Source organism: Pseudomonas sp. S9 (genome assembly GCF_000222125.1).
GTDB lineage: Bacteria > Pseudomonadota > Gammaproteobacteria > Pseudomonadales > Pseudomonadaceae > Aquipseudomonas > Aquipseudomonas segetis.
The window spans coordinates 274998-292938 of the sequence record NZ_AFFX01000001.1; the positions used below are offsets into that span (position 1 = coordinate 274998).

The window sequence follows — 17941 nt, forward strand, 5'->3', positions numbered from 1 at the left end:
ACCCGGGACAAGAAAGCTGTAAACCACCATTATCTGTGCTTTACAACGCCTCGGGTAAGCATAGAATAGCCGCCAGGTGCCGGCCCTTGCCGGTTTCTGAGTCCTATAATCATGTCTGAAACTAATCCGTGTTTAACGTGTGGCGCCTGCTGCGCGTATTTTCGTGTGTCTTTCTTTTGGGGCGAGTGCCAGTCTGCTGGCGGTACGGTACCGGATGATCAAGTTGTATTGATTACCCCGCAACGTGTTGCCATGCGTGGTACTGAACATAAACCAGCACGCTGCAATGCACTGCTGGGGAATGTCGGAGAAGGGGTGCGTTGTACATTATATGAACAACGTTCCAGCCCGTGCCGTGAGTTTGAAGCCTCCTGGGCCAACGGTGAACACAATGCTCGTTGTGACGATGCGCGCAAGGCCTACGGCCTACCGCCGCTGACACCACCCTTGCAGCCGAGCGTGTCACCGAACCGGGTTGCCTGAGGCAATCCAAGGCACGAAATAAAATGCGCCCAGTGGCTTGCCACTGGGCGCATTTTTCATTGTGCAGGGCCAAGCGAATGCATTTCGGGCCGAACGCTTCGAGCAGGTTTTTCCCACAGGCTATCTCGCAGGCTCTAGAATTTAGCTTCATGTTCTGCGAGAGGTGATCGATGGACGCGCTAGACGCACTTATAAACCGAGTTTCTGTACCGCGCTTGAGCGAGCCCGCTCCTGATGCGGCGCAGCGTGAGGTGTTGTTTCGTGCTGCACTGCGAGCCCCGGATCACGGGCAACTGAGACCTTGGCGATTCCTGACGGTCGAAGGTGATGCGCGCAAGCAGCTTGGGGAGTTGTTTGCCCAGGCGTTATCGGCTTCAGGCTCGCAGCCCAGCGTTGAAGCGCTGAACAAGGCCCATGCGATGCCTTTGCGGGCTCCATTGATGGTGGTGGTGATTGCCAGCATCAAGGCATCGCCGAAAATACCGGCGCAGGAGCAAGTAATAGCCGCATCCTGCGCCGCACACAGCATTTTGCTGGCGGCACATGCCCAGGGTATCGGTGCCGTCTGGCGTACCGGTGATATGGCGACCAATGCCCATGTGGCTAATGGCCTGGGGTTGTCGGAAAACGAGCAGGTCGTGGCTTATCTGTATCTGGGGACGCCTGAGCGGGAGTTGCGCACGCCGCCGACACTCAATATCGATGACTTTGTCAGCGCCTGGCCAGGCTAGATCATCAAGGCTGGCCGGGAAATATCAGGATTTTGCGTTCGGCTGGGTTGCAATGACCAGGCTGGCGCAAAAACCGTCCTCGTGATTCTCCAGGATCAACTTGCCACCATGGCGCTCTGCTGCGCGGCGTGCGATGGCTAGCCCCAGGCCGTGGCCAGGTGCTGTCTGCCCGGGAGCACGGAAAAATGGCTCGCCCAGTTGACCCAGGTGTTTTTCATCGACGCCAGGGCCGTGGTCGCGTACGCGGATCAGCACCGCGCCATCTTTAGCCTGTGCGCTGACTTCGATCGGCTGGCCAGGAGGGTTGAAGCGCAGGGCGTTGCGCAGCAGGTTGTCCAGCGCGCGCTCTAGCATGTTGGGCCAACCTTGTAGCTCAAGACCTGGGGCTATGTTGATTGCGACCCGTTGTTCCGGGGCGCTGATATGCACATATTCAACCAGTTTTTGCACAATCCCCTCCAGCCTGATCGGTTGAACTGCGCCTGGATTGGCATCGAGGCGGGCCAGTTCGAGAATCTCGCTGATCAATGCTTCCAGGCGATCACATTCCTTGGTCAGTCTCGGCCACAGTTTTTCACGTTCTTCGGGGCTGGCACGTTCGGCCAGCGCCAAGGCAATGCGCAGGCGAGCCAGGGGGGAGCGCAGTTCATGGGATACGTCGCGCAATAGCTGGCGCTGGCTGCCAATAAGGCCTTGCAGGCGGGCACCCATGCGATTGAAGTCGCTTGCCAGTACGCCCAGCTCATCGCGGCGTTTGGCCAGGTGCGCCAGGCTATTTTGCTGGTAACTGGTTTGGCCGAGGTCGTGCACCGCGCCACGCAATCGGTTCAGCGGCCGGGTGATCGACAGGGTCAGGAGCAGGCTTAGTGCCGTTAATACCACCAAGGCAATGGCCAGTGCGCTGATCGGCCAGAGCAGGCTGTCGCGGTGCCAGGCGTTGAGTACCGGATAGGGAATGCGATAGATAAACAGGTAGGTTTTGTCGGTGCTGGGGCTTACGTATTCGGTGGTCAAGCGTCGCCAAGGCAGGCGCTTGTTCTTTTGCCGCGACTCAAAGGCTGCGGCGCGTGCCGGGAATGTACCGGGGACCAACTGTTGGCCGTTTTCACCGAGTACCTGTACGTCTACCTGATATTGATCCTTGTGTTGCCTGAGAAAGGCTTGTGCGGGGCCTTTGCCGGCACTTTCGTAGCGTTCGGTCCAGGTTTCGGCAATCCCCTGCAGGGCCGGGGTGTTATTGAGTATCCAACTGTCCTGGTTGAGGGCGCGGCCGAGGAGCATGGACAAACCTGCAACCAGGGCGATGGCCAGCCAGAAACTCGCAAAGATTCGCCAGAACAATGACCGCACGAATAACTCCTTGTTGCAGTTAAGGACACTCCGAAAAACTACTTCGCTTGATATCAGGGCGTTAAGAACTGTTCAAAATGCTCATTTACAGCACCTAAAGTCGAGCGCGACCCCGGTCGATTTTTCACAGTTTTTGCCTCGTTCTATCTTCGCTCGCTATGTTTTTCAGAAGCCCTCAAGCCCGGCAACATGAAATTGCCGGGCTTGACAGTAGATTAGTTAGCCTCGCAAGCGAGGCTGTGGTCTGGCTATTTATTCGGCTTTGGCTTTGTGCTTTTCAGCACGACGCTCTTCCATCTTCTTTACATGCTCATCAAACTTCTTTTGCTGCTCGGGCGTCAGCAAGCTGCGGATGGCGGCCTGTTGCTTGTCGAAAGATGCCTTAAGCTCAGCCTTCATGGCTTGTTGCTCTTTCTCGGGCAGTTTTTCCAGATAGCGCTTGGTGATTTCGTGGCGGGTTTTCATCTGTTCGCCCATCAGCTTGCGCATGTTCTGGCGCTGTTCCTTGCTCAGGTCCAGGTCCTTGAACATGGCACCGCGATGACCTGGGCCTTTGCCGTCATGGTGACCGCCATCTGTTGCAGCCATGGCCAGTGTTGGCAGAGTCAGGGCGAGTAATACTGCAGTGAGAGTCTTGCGCATGATGTATCTCCTAATCTCAAGGCCGGTTCGTTACCGGATGAGCTCAGTTTATGCAGGTCTTGGTCAAGCGCGGTCAGCGAACGGTAAAGCCAAGGTAAAGATCGCAAACCAACCCGCAAGCGCTCTACAGGCTGTAGTAGTAGCCACGGCTGCGCAGGGCCATGATGCGTGGCCTGCCGTCTGGGTGGGGGCCGATCTTCTTGCGCAGGTTGCTGACGTGCATGTCAAGGCTGCGGTCGTAGAGTGTGAGCTTGCGGCCCAGGGCCAGTTGCGCCAGCTCCTGTTTATCGACCGGCTCGCCCGGCGTATTGAGCAACGCCTCGAGCACCCGGCTTTCGGAAAGGGTGAGCAATACCTCGGTTTCACCAATGTTGACGATGCCACGGGCAGGGCTGTGTTGCAGGTCGCCTAATGACTGTTGCTGTGGTGTGGTCGAGGCTGGAGTGCTGCTGCGGCGCAATACCGCGCGCAAACGGGCCGTCAATTCACGGGGATCACAGGGCTTGGCCAGGTAATCATCGGCGCCCAGCTCAAGCCCGAGGATCCGGTCAAGGGGCTCGCCTCGCGCGGAGAGCATCAGTAACGGCAACTCGGCATGCTCGCTGCGTAATTGCTTGAGCAGCTCCAGGCCGCTGCCGTCGGGCAGCATCACGTCCAGTACCACGGCATCGGGCGCCGAGTGGCCCAGGGCTTCGCGAGCCTGCTGGCCATTATGGCAGGCTGTCACTTCGAAGCCTTCCTGGGTCAGCCAGTGGCTCAGCAGCTCACAAAGTTCGATGTCATCGTCAATGAGTAAAAGTGCGCTCATGTTGATCAGTTGGTCCATTCACGGCGTTTACGGCGACTGCCGCGCAACAACGCGCCAATCAGTACGCCCAGTAGTCCTGCGCCAGCGCCCACCGCAAACCATTGCTGGCGCTCATTGATCAGCGGTGGCGGGGTTTGGGCCTGGGCGGTTTTGAGTTGGAGCTTGAGCCGCTGGTTTTCCTGGCGCAGGCGTTGCAGTTGAATGCTCTCGCGCTCGGCGCTCTGCTCTTGTAGTTGCTCACTGAGTTGTACGCGTTGGTCTTCGCTCAAGGCCAGGCGTTGTTCCAGTGCATCAATCCGGGCTTGGGTTGCTTCGGTTTCTTCTGGGGCTTGCTCGGCATGCAGGGCAGGCGCGAGCAAACATAGAGCAAGTGACAAGGTGAGCGTAGTAGGGCGCATTAGAGCTCCTTAGTCCTACTGTTGATTGGCTCGAGCAGGTGTGGTGTTTAAGGCAGGACTCGCTTGAAAGGCTTGACTACAACCGAGCTGTACACGCCAGCTGCCTTGTAGGGATCGGCGCTGGCCCATTCTTGTGCGGCTGTCAGCGAGTCAAACTCAGCTACGATTAAACTACCAGAAAAACCAGCAGTGCCTGGGTCGTTGCTATCGATGGCCGGGTGCGGGCCAGCGAGAACAAGACGACCTTCAGCTTTAAGCTGTTCAAGACGCGCAAGGTGCTCCGGGCGCGAAGCCATACGGTTTTCCAGGGAGTTTTCTACATCAGTGGCGATAATGGCGTAGAGCATCTTGATCCTCATTCAATAATGGTGGGCGCGGTGGCCTAAGCTTAAGTTACACAGTTGCAGGAAGCATGCTGTGGGAATCATAACCTTTGCGTCTATGAAACAGTTGTGGAACCTCTGAAAAAGCTAACGAGCGACGGCAGTGCAGGAGGTAACGACCAACTGGATTAACAGCCAAGTACTGGGTTAAGGGCAAGCGCCAGCGAATAAAAGTGCGAAAACAACTGGAGGCACGCTCAACTTTAGTTGGTCTGAATAAACACTTGATTCGCGTTGCTCACCCCTTGGGGGCCGTAGCAATGGCACCCCAGTAACACCTGGTGCACTAGTCTTTCATAGGTTTCCTGAGTGCGACTTAATCCAGCAAGAATCTCCATCTGTCTGCATAATATCAACCCTAGATTATTGAGATAGTGCCCATATGGATGTCGATTTACATTGTCATAGCACTGCATCCGACGGCGCGCTGGCGCCGGCAGTGGTCGTGGCGCGGGCACATGAGCGTGGGGTCAAGCTGCTCGCATTGACCGATCACGACACGATTGAGGGGCTTGATGAGGCCCGTGCCGCCGCCAATGAACATGGTATGCAACTGGTCAATGGTATTGAACTGTCCTGCATGTGGGGTGGTGCGACCATTCATGTGTTGGGCTATGCCTTTGCCAGCGATGCGCCTGCATTGAATAAGGCCATTGCAGATTTGCATCAGGGTCGCTGGCTACGTGCTGCGGAAATTGACCAGCGCCTCGCCGCCAAGGGCATGCCCGGCGCGCTTGAAGGTGCACGTGCGATTCAGCAAGAGCTGGGCGATAGCGGCAATGCACCTGCGCGGCCGCATTTCGCCGAATTCATGGTCCGTGCAGGCTTTGTGAAAGATCGCGCCGAAGCTTTTCGCAAATGGCTTGGCTCCGGCAAGTTGGGCGATGTGAAGCAGCACTGGCCAACGCTTGACGAGGCCGTCGCGACCTTACGGCAGGCCGATGCATTGATTAGTCTGGCGCACCCGTGGCAGTACGACTTTACTCGTAGTAAGCGACGCCGTTTGGTTGCCGCATTTTCAGAAGCAGGTGGGCATGCACTTGAGGTCTGTAATGGCATGCAGCCACCTGAGCAAGTTGGCGGCTTGGCCATATTGGCCCGTGAGTTTGAGTTGCTGGTCAGTGCCGGCAGTGACTTTCATGCACCGGGCAACTGGTCGGAACTGGGAATGTATCGCCCCGTGCCAGAAGACCTCTTGCCACTATGGACGCGCTTTGAGCATGTTCAACAATCAGCAGTCATACGAGCAGGGAGCTAATGTGAGTCAATTCTTCCAGGTCCACCCGGAGAACCCACAGTCGCGCCTGATAAAACAGGCTGCGGAAATCATCCGAGGCGGTGGCGTGGCTGTCTATCCGACCGACTCATCCTATGCCATTGGTTGCCGCCTGGGGGACAAGAACGCCCTGGAGCGAATTCGTCGCTTGCGTCAGCTCGATGACAAGCACAATTTCACCCTGGTCTGCCGGGACCTGTCACAACTGAGTACCTTCGCCAAGGTCGACACCGGGGCTTTTCGTCTGCTCAAGACCCATACGCCGGGGCCCTATACCTTTATCCTCAATGCCACGCGTGAGGTGCCGCGTATCATGCTGCACGCCAAGCGCAGGACTGTTGGCCTGCGGGTGCCGAGCCACCCGATTGCCCAGGCCTTGCTTGAGGAGCTGGGCGAGCCGATCATGAGCGTGAGCCTGATCATGCCGGGTGAGACGCTGCCAATGAGTGATCCCTATGAAATGCGCTCGCTGCTTGAGCATCATGTGGAGTTGATCATCGATGGCGGCTTCGGTGGCCTGGAAGCCTCTACAGTAATCAATCTGTCTGAAGCAGAGCCCGAGATCGTGCGTGTCGGCTGTGGCGATCCGCAACCCTTCGAGAATCCTTGAAGCATTGATTGGACTGTGATGCAGGCTGAAGAACCCGTGGTTCGCCAGGCTGTCGTTATGCGCTGTGACTTGGTAATGTCTGTGCAATTGCTTTTAGCGGGAAACCCGGTTTGAACCTTGTAGACTCTGAGCGGCGCGTACTTTCAGGCATGCGTCCAAGCGGCCAGATGCATATTGGCCATTATCACGGCGTATTAAAAAACTGGGTCAAGCTGCAGCACAGCTATGACTGTTTTTTTTGCATCGTCGACTGGCACGCGCTGACCACCGATTATGAAGATGTCAGCCTGCTGTCCAAGCATGTGCAGGACATGGCGATCGACTGGCTGGCCTGCGGCTTGAGCCCAAGCTCGGCAACCCTGTTTATCCAGTCACAGGTGCCTGAGCATGCGGAGTTGCATGTGCTGTTGTCGATGCTTTGTCCGCTGAGCTGGCTGGAGCGTGTGCCTTCGTACAAAGAGTCGCAGGAACAACATCAGGGGCGTGACCTGGGAACCTATGGATTTCTCGGCTATCCCTTGTTGCAAGCCGCTGACATCCTGCTTTATCGCGCTGGAATAGTGCCGGTCGGTTCCGACCAGTTGGCGCATATCGAGTTTGTCCGCGATGTGGCCCGGCGCTTCAACCATCTTTATGGCCGCGAGCCTGGCTTCGAAGTCAAGGCCGAGGCTGCAATCCGCAAACTCGGCAAGAAAAACTCGAAGCTCTACAACAGCTTGCGCCAGGCCTACCAGGAACAAGGCGACAGCGAGGCGCTGGACACGGCCAGGGCGCTGCTCAAGGAACTGCAAAACATCACCCTGGGTGATAAGGAGCGCTTGCTGGGTTACCTCGAAGGCGGCGGCAAGCTGGTGCTGCCTGAACCCCAGGCCATGTTCAGTGAGTCGCCACGCCTGACCGGGCTGGACGGCGGCAAGATGTCCAAGTCGCACAACAACGCGATCTACCTGCGCGACACCCAGGAACAGGTCGAAGAGAAGATCAAGCGCATGCCGACCGATCCGGCCCGCGTGCACCGCAATGACCCGGGTGAACCCGCACGCTGCCCGGTGTGGCCGCTGCACAAGCTGTATTCCAGCGAGACCACCTGTGATTGGGTGCAGCAGGGTTGCACCAGCGCGGGCATCGGTTGTGTGGAGTGCAAGCAGCCACTGATCGAGGCAGTGCAGCGGGACCTGCAGCCGATCCAGCTGCGCGCTGCTGAATATGAGGATAATCTCGACGTGGTGCGCGGCATTCTCGCCAGCGGCGCCGAGCGTGCTCGCGATGAAGCGCGCGATACCTTGGTCGAAGTGCGCCAGGCACTTGGCATGAATTACCGGTGAGCCTGTCATGAGCCAAGCCACGCCAGCGGCAGATCAGGCCAATGCCCAGCAAGAGCTGCAGTTTGCCAAGGTGTACGGCGAGGCGCTCACGGAGATGCCTCTGGACCTGTACATTCCGCCAGACGCCCTGGAAGTCTTTCTCGAGGCGTTTGAAGGGCCGCTGGACCTGCTTCTGTACCTGATCCGCAAGCAGAATATTGATGTGCTGGATATCCCCGTTGCCGAGATTACCCGCCAGTACATGGGGTATGTCGAACTGATGCACAGCGTGCGCCTGGAGCTGGCAGCCGAATACCTGGTGATGGCGGCCATGCTGGCCGAGATCAAGTCGCGCATGCTGCTGCCGCGCTCGGCCAATGCCGAAGAGGAAGAAGACGATCCGCGTGCCGAATTGATCCGCCGTCTCCAGGAGTATGAGCGCTACAAGGCGGCAGCCGAAGGCCTGGACGGCATTCCCAGGGTTGGCCGCGATCTCACGGTGCCACGCCTGGATGCGCCCCAAGCCAAAGCGCGCAAGTTGCTGCCAGACGTCAGCCTGGAGGAGTTGCTGGTGTCCATGGCTGAGGTACTGCGCCGTGCCGATATGTTCGAGAGCCACCAGATTACCCGCGAAACCCTCTCGACCCGCGAGCGCATGAGTGATGTGCTCGAACGGCTCAGGGGCGGTGAATTCGTTCCCTTTGTCGGGTTGTTTGTCGCCGAGGAAGGGCGCCTGGGGGTGGTGGTAACCTTTATGGCGGTGCTTGAGTTGATCAAGGAATCCCTGGCTGAGTTAGTGCAAAATGAGCCCTATGGTCCAATTCACGTCCGGGCGCGAGCTGAGCAAATAAATGAATTTGAATGAACCCAAAGACCTGGCCACCTTGCTTGAAGCCTTCTTGCTGGCTTCCGGCAAGCCGCAAACGCTTGAGCGCTTGTATGAACTGTTCGAGGAGGGCGAGCGGCCGGAATCTGCGGTGTTCAAGAAAGCCATCGAAGTGTTGCGCAAGGCCTGTGACGGGCGAGCGGTGGAGCTGGTCGAGGTAGCGAGTGGCTATCGCCTGCAGGTGCGTGAAAAATTTGCTCCCTGGGTTGGTCGCTTGTGGGAAGAACGGCCTCAGCGTTATTCCCGGGCAATGCTCGAAACCCTGGCGCTGGTTGCCTACCGTCAACCAATTACGCGTGGTGAAATTGAAGATATTCGCGGTGTTGCAGTCAACAGCAACATTGTCAAAACCCTGCTTGAGCGTGAGTGGATCCGCGTGGTCGGTTACCGCGAGGTGCCTGGAAAACCGGCGATGCTGGCGACCACCAAGCAGTTCCTCGATCATTTCAACCTGAAAAGCCTTGATCAACTGCCGCCACTGGCTGACCTGCGTGAGCTGGAGCCGAGCGCCGAGCCAGAACCTGAGTTTGTCGGCTATGCAGAAGGTGAGGCGCCGGTGCCAGCCAGCTTGCAGGCGCGGGCCGACTTGGCATTGGCCGGGGAAGAGGGCGATGACGATATGGCGCCTGTGGCCGAGAAAGTCCCGGAAGAAACCAGTTTCAGCAGCTTGCTGGCCGAGTTGGATGACATGGAGCAAGGGCTGAAAATAGATTTCGATGATCTAGAACCGTCGCTTCCTGATGATGAGCCGCCAGAGTCTTCCGAGCAGCCTGACATGCAAGCTGAAAATCAGGACTCACAAGCGCCAGCCCCGGCAATCGGTGCTGGCAGCATTGAGCCCGCCCGACCGGATCTGACGCCTTATGACCCGGTCCAGGCTGCGCTGGATGAAGAGGCCGAAGCCGAGCGCGCCTTGCAGGCCGCTATCGCCGATGAGCTTAACGGCAACTATTAGTCGCTGGAGTCCTGGGATGCGGCTGACAATGGTGGAAGGGTGAAGCGTCTTCCACCCTACGCTTCGAGGCCTCGTAGGGTGCGACAACGCGAAGCTTGTCCACCGCGCATCCGGGGGCTCTGACTATGGTGGAAGGGTGAAGCGTCTTCCACCCTACGCTTCGAGGTTTCGTAGGGTGTGACAACGCGAAGCTTGTCCACCATGGTTCAAATGCCAGGAGTTCCGGTCGGCAGAAATTCCAATAAGGTCTTTACGACTGGCTACTCTTTCAGCGGGCGCGTATGATGCGCGCCCTCGACGAGATGTCGTCGCATCACAGAGAAACACCGGGAGGTGCCCAGATGAGTGAAGAAATTGAACAAACCAGCCCTGCAGGCGAAAAACTGCAGAAGGTCCTTGCGCGCATGGGCCTGGCCTCGCGCCGCGAGATCGAAACCTGGATCGACGCCGGTCGCGTCAAGGTCAACGGCGTAGCCGCAAGCCTGGGTCAACGTGTCGACCTGCATGACGCGATTGCCCTCGACGGCAAGGTTATCAAGCGCGAAGAAGCGACTGAAAACCTGCGTCGTGTGATCATCTACAACAAGCCCGATGGCGAGATTTGCACCCGTGACGACCCTGAAGGTCGTCCGACCGTGTTCGACCGCCTGCCGCGTCCTAAAGAAGGTCGCTGGATCAACATCGGTCGTCTCGACATCAACACCACGGGCTTGTTGATGTTCACCACCGACGGTGAACTGGCCAACCGCCTGATGCATCCTTCCTACCAGATGGACCGTGAATACGCGGTGCGTGTGCGTGGCGAGGTCGATGAAGAGATGATCGAGCGCCTCAAGGCAGGTGTGATGCTCGAAGACGGTCCAGCCAAGTTCACCGACATCAAGGAAGCCCCCGGCGGTGAAGGCTTCAACCATTGGTATCACTGCGTGGTGATGGAAGGCCGCAACCGTGAAGTGCGCCGCTTGTGGGAATCCCAGGGCCTGGTGGTCAGCCGCTTGAAGCGTGTACGTTTCGGCCCGGTATTCATGACCTCCGACCTGACCATGGGCCGGTGGCGTGAAATGAGCCAGCGCGAAGTCGATATTCTCAGCGAAGAAGTCGGCCTCAAGCCTGTTGCCTTGCCGGACATGAAAGAGAAGGCGCGCGACAAGCTGGATCGCCAGCAGCGTAAGTCGGCCAAGCCGGTCGGTCGCGGTGAGCGTTCGGCGCGCACCTTGCGTCCTGCCCATGGTGGCCCGGCTGAAGCCGATGGACGTTCAGGTCGCGGTTCGCGGGACCAGTCCCGTGGCGGTGCAGGCAAGTCGTCTGCGGTTGCCGAGCGTCCAAGCGACATGAACAAGCAGCGGACCTCCGGCAAGCCGCGCCCTGAGCGCGCGGGTTCAGAGTCGAGCGAGCGCGGTGGGCGCAAGCCAGCGGGTGCACCGGCCAAGCGTCGTGGCGCACCAGCAGCAGACGGGCAGCGTCCTGGCTTTGGTCGCGGTCGCAAGCCTGGGCCAAAGGCATAAGCTCAAGCGCAAATAGAAAAGGGTCGCCTTGTGCGACCCTTTTTGCTTTCTATGGGTTCTCAATTGCGAGGGGCGGGATTATCCGGCCATGCTCAAGCGATTGCGGCCATCGCGCTTGGAGATATAGAGCGCATTGTCGGCACGGCGCAGCAGGCTTTCATCGGACTCGCCTGGCAACAGGCTGGCACCGCCAAGACTGATCGACAGTGCAAGTGGCTGGCCTTGGTTGATGTACTGCAGTTGCTCGACCGAATGCCGCAGGCGCTCGCCGACCATTGCCGAGGCGTCACGCCCGGTTCCTGACAGCAATATCAGGAACTCTTCGCCGCCGTAGCGGAAAATCATATCCACATTGCGCAGTTGCGCCTTGATGGTGGTCGCCACGGCCTTTAGGACTTCATCGCCAACACCGTGCCCATGGTTGTCGTTGATCTGCTTGAAGTGGTCAAGGTCGAGCATCAGCAGCGACAAGGGCTGAAGATTGCGTCGCGCCATATCCACTTCACGATGCAGCATTTGCTCCATCGCAATACGGTTTCCGGTATTGGTCAGCGGGTCGCGTAATGCATTCTGGATGGCTGTGCGATACAGCAAGGCATTGCGCAGCGGATAGAGCAGGCTGCCAAGCAAAGCCTCCAACTGATGAAGTTCTTCTTCGCTAAAGCGCAGTTTGCGCCGGAATATCAACTCGCCAAGGTATTCGCCTTCGTGGCTCAGGCGGTAGCTGGCTGCATTGCCTGCAGCCTGGCCGAACTCCAGGTTCAGATCGCTGATATTGTGCTGGTAAGACAAGCCGTCCAGTGCAACCAGGCGCTGAACTTCGCTGAAAAACAGGTTCAGTGTGCGTTCTGCATCAAGGCTGGTTTGCAGTTGCAAATTCAGGTGCTGGCGCAGTTGGGCAAGGGTAAGGGGCTGCAGTGATTGCTTTCGCTTGCTCGAATAGCCGAGACGCTGCAGCTTGGCCGCATCGAAATCAATTGTGTTGCTGGAGTTTGGGGGGGCCATGAACGCTAAACCTCTGGCGCTAAAATGCGGCAATGGTCGGTTAGAGCGATTTTCGTGCCAGCCGTTTCATTTTCATGAAAAAAACTGTGAACTCAATCACTTATGGCGGTTGGGTGGCTAAAGCCAAAGGAGCGGCTGATGCTGATGACAAAAGACCGGCAAACCTTTGCCGGTCGGCTGCCAATAAACTGGCATTGTTTTGCCACTATCGAGCGTTACTGCGCGTCAAATGCCTGGCCGCTGACGCCAGTGCTGTCCGGGCCCATCAGGTACAGGTAGACCGGCATGATGTCGGCTGGTACTGGGTTGTTGTCCGGGTTTTCACCCGGATAGGCCTGGGCACGCATGTCGGTACGGGTTGCACCGGGGTTGATGCTGTTGGCACGGACCGGAGCAACATTCTCCAGTTCATCCGCCAGGGTTTGCATAAAACCTTCGGTGGCAAATTTCGATACGCCGTAGGCGCCCCAGTAGGCACGGCCCTTGCGGCCAACGCTGCTTGAGGTGAACACCACCGAGGCGTCGCTTGAAAGCTTGAGCAGGGGCAGCAAGGTGCTGGTCAGCATGAACATGGCGTTGACGTTGACTTGCATTACACGCATGAAGTTTTCGCCAGACAGCTGCTCGACCGGAGTGCGCGGGCCGATGATCGAAGCGTTGTGCAGCAGGCCGTCAACTTTGCCAAATTCGCTTTCAATCATTGCTGCCAGCTCATCGTACTGATGTGGCAGGGCGGTTTCGAGGTTGAATGGAATTACCGCAGCTTGCGGGTGGCCGGCTGCTTCGATTTCATCATAGACCTTGCTCAGGTTGCTTTCAGTCTTGCCCAGCAGTAATACCGTCGCGCCATGTGCGGCAAAGGTCTTGGCTGCTGCTGCGCCAATACCCCCGCCTGCACCGGTGACAAGGATAACGCGGTCACAAGGATAACGCGGTCTTTGAGAAGGTCGGGGCGGGCGGTGTAATCGAACATGACTCGGTCTCGCTTGTTTGGCGGCGTCGCGGCTGCGTCGTCGCCGGATTCAATGGTTACGCAAACCTGCGCGCCAGGGCGCAGGTCAGTCGGGTATTCAGCAACTGCACAGTGCGTTGTCCAGCACCGAGCGCAGTTGCAATGGATGATCGACCACTACGTCGGCACCCCAGTTGCGCGGGTTGTCCTGGGGGTGAATATAGCCGTAGGTTACAGCGGCGGTCTTGGTCCCGGCGGCGCGGCCTGACTCGATATCACGCAGGTCGTCACCGACAAACAGCACAGAGGCTGGGTCCAGGCCCAGGGTTTTGCAGGCCAGGATCATCGGTTCCGGGTCGGGCTTGCTGTTTTTGACATGGTCCGGGCAGATAAGAATGGCCGAGCGCTTGGCCAGGCCCAGTTGCTGCATGATCGGTTCGGCAAAGCGCAGCGGCTTGTTGGTCACTACGCCCCAGATCAGCTTGGCGTGCTCAATGTCGTCGAGCAATTCATTGATGCCGTCGAAAGGTCGGGTCAGTACGGCGCAGTGGCGCTGGTAGCGATCGAGGAACTCCAGGCGCAGGGGCTCGAACCCTTCATCTTGCGGGTCCATGCCGAAGGTGACCGAAACCATGGCGCGGGCACCCCCGGAAACCTGGTCGCGGATCAGTTTCTCGGCAATGGGCTCAAGGCCGCGCTCGACGCGCATGGCCTGGCAGATCGCAATAAAGTCCGGGGCACTGTCGAGCAGGGTGCCATCCATGTCGAAAAGTACTGCACGCAGTCGCATCATTGCTCCTTGAACGTCTGGATCATGTAGTTGACATCTACGTCCGCCGCCAGCTTGTAGTGCTTGGTCAGTGGGTTGTAGGTCAGGCCGATAATGTCCTTGACTTCCAGGCCCGCTGCGCGGCTCCAACTGCCCAGCTCGGACGGACGGATGAATTTCTTGAAGTCGTGGGTGCCACGGGGCAACAGGCGCAGCAGGTATTCGGCGCCAATCACGGCAAACATGTAGGCCTTGGGATTGCGGTTGATGGTCGAGAAAAATACCTGGCCGCCCGGCTTTACCATTCGATGGCAGGCGCGAATGATCGACGCAGGATCAGGCACGTGCTCCAGCATTTCCAGGCAGGTCACGACATCGAATTGCTCGGGCATTTCTTCGGCAAGGGCTTCAGCGGTGATCTGCCGGTATTCAACCGAGACGCCTGATTCGAGCTGGTGCAACTGGGCAACGGCCAGTGGCGCTTCGCCCATGTCGATACCGGTAACGGTCGCGCCACGCTGGGCCATGGACTCGCTGAGGATGCCGCCGCCACAGCCAACGTCCAGAACTTTCTTGCCGGCCAGGCCGACGCGTTCGTCAATCCAGTTGACGCGCAGTGGATTGATTTCGTGCAGGGGCTTGAACTCGCTCTCACGGTCCCACCAGCGGTGGGCGAGGGCTTCAAACTTGGCGATTTCAGCTGGGTCGACGTTGCTCATTAGCTGTTCCTGGTTAAATCTGCAATTTGGTGGCCTGCATTATGGTGCCACTTCCAGGCCTGTTAGTGGTTGCTTGTCAGCAGGCCAGTGTATGTCAGTTTGTCGCAGCGACGGGCTTATTGGTGCAGCCGCTTTTCAATGCAGCGCGGGTTGCGCCTGGCGCTGGCTTTCAAGGGCTTGTCAGGCTTTTGCAGCAATTTTTTCGCCCCAGGCCCGGGTCTTGGCAACAATGTGCGCTTCATCCATGCGCGTTAGCTTGGCGTTCTCCAGCAACTGCTTGCCGCCAACCCAGACATGCTCAACGCAGTTGCGGCTGCTGGCGTAGATCAGTTGCGATACCGGGTCGTACACTGGCTGGGGGGGGGGGGCGGGGGGGGGTGGGGGGGGGGGGGGGGGGTGTTGGGCCAGCCCGGAGAGGTTGAAGGCGCATATATCCGCTGCCTTGTCGACCTCAAGCGAGCCGATCTCGGCTTCGAGGCCAAGGGCGCGTGCTCCATTGAGGGTTGCCATGCGCAGTGCCCTGTGTGCATCCAGGGCTGTGGCCGAGCCCGCGACTGCTTTGGCCAGTAGCGCGGCGGTGCGCGTTTCGCCCAGGAGATCAAGGTCGTTATTGCTTGCAGCGCCGTCGGTGCCAATGGCCACGTTGACGCCGGCATTCCAGAGTTTTTCGACTGGGCAGAAACCGCTCGCCAGCTTGAGGTTCGACTCCGGGCAATGGATGACGCTGGTGTTGCTGGCAACCAGCAATTCCAGGTCTTCGTCATTAACCTGGGTCATATGCACGGCCTGGAAGCGCGGCCCCAGCAGGCCAAGGCGTGCAAGGCGGGCCAGGGGGCGCTCACCATAAAGCTCCAGGCTTTGCTGGACTTCAAAGGCGGTTTCGTGGACATGCATGTGAATGCCTGCCTCGAGTTCCTCGGCCAGTACATTGATGTTGCTCAGCTTGTCATCGCTGACGGTGTAGGGCGCATGGGGGCCGAAAGCGATTTTGATCCGCGGGTGATGCTTGAGGTCGCTGAATAGCTCCAGGCCCTTGTGCAGGGCTTCGGCTGCGTCGCGGGCGCCGGGAATCGGAAAATCGAGTACCGGAATGGTGATATGTCCGCGAATGCCGCTGCTGTGTACCTGCTGGCTGGCAATTTCCGGGAAGAAATACATGTCCGAGAAGCAGGTAATGCCGCCTTTGAGCTGTTCGGCAATCGCCAGCTCTGTGCCGTCCTGGATAAAGGCTTCGCTGACCCACTTGGCTTCGGCAGGCCAGATATGCTGTTCCAGCCAGGTCATCAGCGGCATGTCATCTGCAAGCCCGCGAAACAGGGTCATTGCCGCGTGGCCGTGGGCGTTGACCAGGCCGGGAGTAATGACATGCTCCGGGAGCTCGCGAATCTGCAGGGCGCTATGTTTAAGAATGGTCTGGCGTGGGGCGATGATTACGATTTTGCCATCGCGGATGCCCAGCCCGTGGTCACGCAGCACGACGCCAGCCGGTTCAACAGGCACCAGCCAGGTGGGGAGCAGGATGAGGTCGAGTGGGGAATCGGGCATTGATAAGGCGTCCGCAGGGCAATTGGCCTGCAATTCTATAGTGAACGGCTGAAAAAGGCAGTGCGTACAAGGCAAAAGGCTTATGTAAATAGCAAGGCGTCACAGCCAGGAGCGTCGCAGTAAATCGTGCAAATCTGGTCCTGATGAATGATTTAAGGGTTTTGCTGCAACTATGGCCACGCATGGGCGTATAATCGGCGGCTTTGCTTCACGAGGGTGAGTTGATGCGCGAGCAGTTGTTAGCAGCAGAAAAGGTCAAGGCTATCGAGTGGCGTGATGGTCGTCTTTATCTGCTAGATCAGCGCGTACTGCCTTTTGAAGAGCTATGGCTTGCTTATGAAAGTGCCGCAGAGGTTGCCTCGGCAATCAAGTTGATGGTGGTGCGTGGTGCGCCCGCCATTGGCATCAGTGCGGCCTACGGCGTGGTGCTGGGTGCTCGGCAGCGCATCCAGGAAGGCGGCGACTGGCGTGCGGCGCTTGAATCTGATTTCCAGGTGTTGGCCGATTCGCGACCTACTGCGGTGAACCTGTTCTGGGCTTTGAACCGCATGCGTGACCGGCTGGCGCGTCTCAAGCCGCAGGATGATGTGCTGGCGGTGTTGGAGACCGAGGCGCTGGGCATCCATGAGAGCGACCGTGAAGCCAATCTGACCATGGCCCAACTCGGGGTCGACTTGATCCGCAAGCACCAGGGCAATCTGCAAAACCTGCTGACCCATTGCAATACCGGCGCGCTGGCAACAGGCGGCTTTGGCACTGCTTTGGGCGTGATTCGCGCGGCGTACCTCGACGGCCTGGTCGAGCGGGTCTATGCCGACGAAACGCGTCCGTGGCTGCAAGGCTCGCGGCTGACTGCCTGGGAGCTTGCCAACGAAGGCATCCCGGTGAGCCTCAATGCGGACTCGGCGGCGGCCCACCTGATGAAAACCCGTGGCATCACCTGGGTTATCGTGGGGGCGGATCGCATCACCGCCAATGGTGATGTCGCCAATAAAATCGGCACATACCAACTGGCCGTCAATGCCATGCATCATGGCGTGCGCTTTATGGTCGTCGCGCCCAGTTCGACTATCGATATGGATCTGGAAAGCGGCGAAGACATCCCGATTGAGGAGCGTGACGGCAGCGAGTTGCTTGAAGTGGCTGGCAAGCGCATGGCGGCGGGCGTTGATGCGGTCAATCCGGTGTTCGATGTGACGCCAGCGGACCTGATCGATTTTATCGTCACCGAAAAAGGTGTGGTCGAGCGCCCGGATTTGGCCAAGATGACCCAGTTGATGTGTCGCAAGCGCCTGCATTAATACGCCCAAGGAACATATTGCCAGCCTCTGTGCGCAGGCCGCGTTTTGCATTCTTCATATGCGTGGCCTTGGTCAAGCATATTCGTGGACATCACCATGCGCGATTTGATGCCGTTCTAATGGCATTTATGCATTGCCTGCGGTGGAGGCTGCAAAGGAATAAATCGGCTTGTGCGGCCTCTCAGTGCGTCACAGGGCTATTTGGCCGTTTTTGCTGGTCGGTTTAGGGTAGGTGTAAAGCGCTGTTTGTGGTAACCTCCGGCAGTTATCAGGGCAACTGCTTGCGGTTATCCGAATCGCATATACACATGGCATAACT

18 protein-coding genes and 1 pseudogene are annotated in these 17941 nt (G+C 58.3%); 9 read left to right on the plus strand and 10 right to left on the minus strand.

The features are described 5' to 3' along the window. Positions 1-111: 111 nt before the first annotated feature. Together PSES9_RS0101320 and PSES9_RS0101325 are read left to right on the plus strand one after the other, a co-directional pair. On the plus strand, positions 112-483 hold the full coding sequence (locus PSES9_RS0101320; protein ID WP_010483250.1) for a YkgJ family cysteine cluster protein: 372 nt from the start codon (positions 112-114) through the stop codon (positions 481-483). A 170-nt stretch (positions 484-653) separates the two neighbouring features. Beyond that, complete coding sequence (locus PSES9_RS0101325) at positions 654-1214, plus strand: nitroreductase family protein (protein WP_010483251.1); 561 nt, start codon at positions 654-656, stop codon at positions 1212-1214. Positions 1215-1238: 24 nt separating this feature from the next. Here PSES9_RS0101325 and PSES9_RS0101330 read toward each other — a convergent pair whose 3' ends face one another. From PSES9_RS0101330 to PSES9_RS0101350, 5 genes are all read right to left on the minus strand, one after another. Continuing rightward, the gene (locus PSES9_RS0101330) at positions 1239-2564 is read right to left on the minus strand and encodes a HAMP domain-containing sensor histidine kinase (RefSeq protein ID WP_010483252.1); all 1326 of its coding nucleotides are present in this window, start codon (positions 2562-2564) and stop codon (positions 1239-1241) included. Between the two features lie 252 nt (positions 2565-2816). Beyond that, on the minus strand, positions 2817-3206 hold the full coding sequence (locus tag PSES9_RS0101335) for a Spy/CpxP family protein refolding chaperone (protein WP_010483253.1): 390 nt from the start codon (positions 3204-3206) through the stop codon (positions 2817-2819). A gap of 124 nt (positions 3207-3330) precedes the next feature. Then, positions 3331-4014 (minus strand): response regulator transcription factor, encoded by a 684-nt coding sequence (locus PSES9_RS0101340; RefSeq protein WP_010483255.1) that lies wholly within the window; start codon positions 4012-4014, stop codon positions 3331-3333. Positions 4015-4019: 5 nt separating this feature from the next. Then, positions 4020-4412, minus strand: coding sequence for a hypothetical protein (locus PSES9_RS0101345; RefSeq protein WP_010483257.1), 393 nt, complete (start codon positions 4410-4412; stop codon positions 4020-4022). A gap of 47 nt (positions 4413-4459) precedes the next feature. Continuing rightward, complete coding sequence (locus PSES9_RS0101350; RefSeq protein ID WP_010483258.1) at positions 4460-4759, minus strand: YciI family protein; 300 nt, start codon at positions 4757-4759, stop codon at positions 4460-4462. A 418-nt stretch (positions 4760-5177) separates the two neighbouring features. On the opposite strand from PSES9_RS0101350, the gene PSES9_RS0101355 reads away from it, so the two are divergent. The 6 genes from PSES9_RS0101355 (at position 5178) to rluB (ending at position 11331) form a co-directional block, all read left to right on the plus strand. After that, the gene (locus PSES9_RS0101355; RefSeq protein WP_010483259.1) at positions 5178-6053 is read left to right on the plus strand and encodes a PHP domain-containing protein; all 876 of its coding nucleotides are present in this window, start codon (positions 5178-5180) and stop codon (positions 6051-6053) included. A gap of 1 nt (position 6054) precedes the next feature. Next, positions 6055-6681: an L-threonylcarbamoyladenylate synthase gene (locus PSES9_RS0101360; protein ID WP_010483260.1), complete on the plus strand. Its 627-nt coding sequence runs from the start codon at positions 6055-6057 to the stop codon at positions 6679-6681. A gap of 110 nt (positions 6682-6791) precedes the next feature. After that, positions 6792-8006: a tryptophan--tRNA ligase gene (locus PSES9_RS0101365; RefSeq protein WP_036988025.1), complete on the plus strand. Its 1215-nt coding sequence runs from the start codon at positions 6792-6794 to the stop codon at positions 8004-8006. A gap of 127 nt (positions 8007-8133) precedes the next feature. Next, the gene (locus PSES9_RS0101370) at positions 8134-8850 is read left to right on the plus strand and encodes a segregation and condensation protein A (protein ID WP_176443136.1); all 717 of its coding nucleotides are present in this window, start codon (positions 8134-8136) and stop codon (positions 8848-8850) included. Continuing rightward, a complete protein-coding gene (gene scpB / locus PSES9_RS0101375) occupies positions 8837-9826 on the plus strand; it encodes an SMC-Scp complex subunit ScpB (RefSeq protein WP_010483265.1) in 990 nt (329 codons plus the stop codon). The genes PSES9_RS0101370 and scpB overlap by 14 nt, the downstream gene beginning before the upstream one ends. A gap of 341 nt (positions 9827-10167) precedes the next feature. Continuing rightward, a complete protein-coding gene (gene rluB, locus PSES9_RS0101380) occupies positions 10168-11331 on the plus strand; it encodes a 23S rRNA pseudouridine(2605) synthase RluB (RefSeq protein ID WP_010483266.1) in 1164 nt (387 codons plus the stop codon). Positions 11332-11409: 78 nt separating this feature from the next. Here the strand turns inward: rluB and PSES9_RS0101385 are convergent, their stop codons facing one another. The 5 genes and pseudogenes from PSES9_RS0101385 to PSES9_RS0101405 all read right to left on the minus strand — a co-directional run bounded on the left by PSES9_RS0101385 (position 11410) and on the right by PSES9_RS0101405 (position 16321). After that, on the minus strand, positions 11410-12336 hold the full coding sequence (locus tag PSES9_RS0101385) for a GGDEF domain-containing protein (RefSeq protein ID WP_010483268.1): 927 nt from the start codon (positions 12334-12336) through the stop codon (positions 11410-11412). Between the two features lie 215 nt (positions 12337-12551). Next, a pseudogene (locus PSES9_RS22880) lies at positions 12552-13309 on the minus strand (YciK family oxidoreductase). 97 nt (positions 13310-13406) lie between these two features. Continuing rightward, a complete protein-coding gene (gene mupP, locus PSES9_RS0101395; RefSeq protein ID WP_010483272.1) occupies positions 13407-14078 on the minus strand; it encodes an N-acetylmuramic acid 6-phosphate phosphatase MupP in 672 nt (223 codons plus the stop codon). Continuing rightward, complete coding sequence (gene ubiG, locus PSES9_RS0101400) at positions 14078-14776, minus strand: bifunctional 2-polyprenyl-6-hydroxyphenol methylase/3-demethylubiquinol 3-O-methyltransferase UbiG (RefSeq protein ID WP_010483274.1); 699 nt, start codon at positions 14774-14776, stop codon at positions 14078-14080. The genes mupP and ubiG overlap by 1 nt, the downstream gene beginning before the upstream one ends. 180 nt (positions 14777-14956) lie before the next feature. Further along, positions 14957-16321, minus strand: coding sequence for a TRZ/ATZ family hydrolase (locus tag PSES9_RS0101405; RefSeq protein WP_010483276.1), 1365 nt, complete (start codon positions 16319-16321; stop codon positions 14957-14959). Between the two features lie 224 nt (positions 16322-16545). Here PSES9_RS0101405 and mtnA point away from each other — a divergent pair, with 224 nt between their 5' ends. Beyond that, positions 16546-17622, plus strand: a complete 1077-nt coding sequence (mtnA, locus tag PSES9_RS0101410) for an S-methyl-5-thioribose-1-phosphate isomerase (protein WP_010483278.1) — start codon at positions 16546-16548, stop codon at positions 17620-17622. The last annotated feature ends 319 nt before the right edge of the window (positions 17623-17941 follow it).

Coding starts and splice junctions, on each gene's coding strand:
- PSES9_RS0101320 (WP_010483250.1), top strand. CDS start 112: ATGTCTGAAACTAATCCGTGTTTAACGTGTGGCGCCTGCTGCGCGTAT.
- PSES9_RS0101325 (WP_010483251.1), top strand. CDS start 654: ATGGACGCGCTAGACGCACTTATAAACCGAGTTTCTGTACCGCGCTTG.
- PSES9_RS0101335 (WP_010483253.1), bottom strand. CDS start 3,206: ATGCGCAAGACTCTCACTGCAGTATTACTCGCCCTGACTCTGCCAACA.
- PSES9_RS0101340 (WP_010483255.1), bottom strand. CDS start 4,014: ATGAGCGCACTTTTACTCATTGACGATGACATCGAACTTTGTGAGCTG.
- PSES9_RS0101345 (WP_010483257.1), bottom strand. CDS start 4,412: ATGCGCCCTACTACGCTCACCTTGTCACTTGCTCTATGTTTGCTCGCG.
- PSES9_RS0101350 (WP_010483258.1), bottom strand. CDS start 4,759: ATGCTCTACGCCATTATCGCCACTGATGTAGAAAACTCCCTGGAAAAC.
- PSES9_RS0101355 (WP_010483259.1), top strand. CDS start 5,178: ATGGATGTCGATTTACATTGTCATAGCACTGCATCCGACGGCGCGCTG.
- scpB (WP_010483265.1), top strand. CDS start 8,837: ATGAATTTGAATGAACCCAAAGACCTGGCCACCTTGCTTGAAGCCTTC.
- rluB (WP_010483266.1), top strand. CDS start 10,168: ATGAGTGAAGAAATTGAACAAACCAGCCCTGCAGGCGAAAAACTGCAG.
- PSES9_RS0101385 (WP_010483268.1), bottom strand. CDS start 12,336: ATGGCCCCCCCAAACTCCAGCAACACAATTGATTTCGATGCGGCCAAG.
- mupP (WP_010483272.1), bottom strand. CDS start 14,078: ATGCGACTGCGTGCAGTACTTTTCGACATGGATGGCACCCTGCTCGAC.
- ubiG (WP_010483274.1), bottom strand. CDS start 14,776: ATGAGCAACGTCGACCCAGCTGAAATCGCCAAGTTTGAAGCCCTCGCC.
- PSES9_RS0101405 (WP_010483276.1), bottom strand. CDS start 16,321: ATGCCCGATTCCCCACTCGACCTCATCCTGCTCCCCACCTGGCTGGTG.
- mtnA (WP_010483278.1), top strand. CDS start 16,546: ATGCGCGAGCAGTTGTTAGCAGCAGAAAAGGTCAAGGCTATCGAGTGG.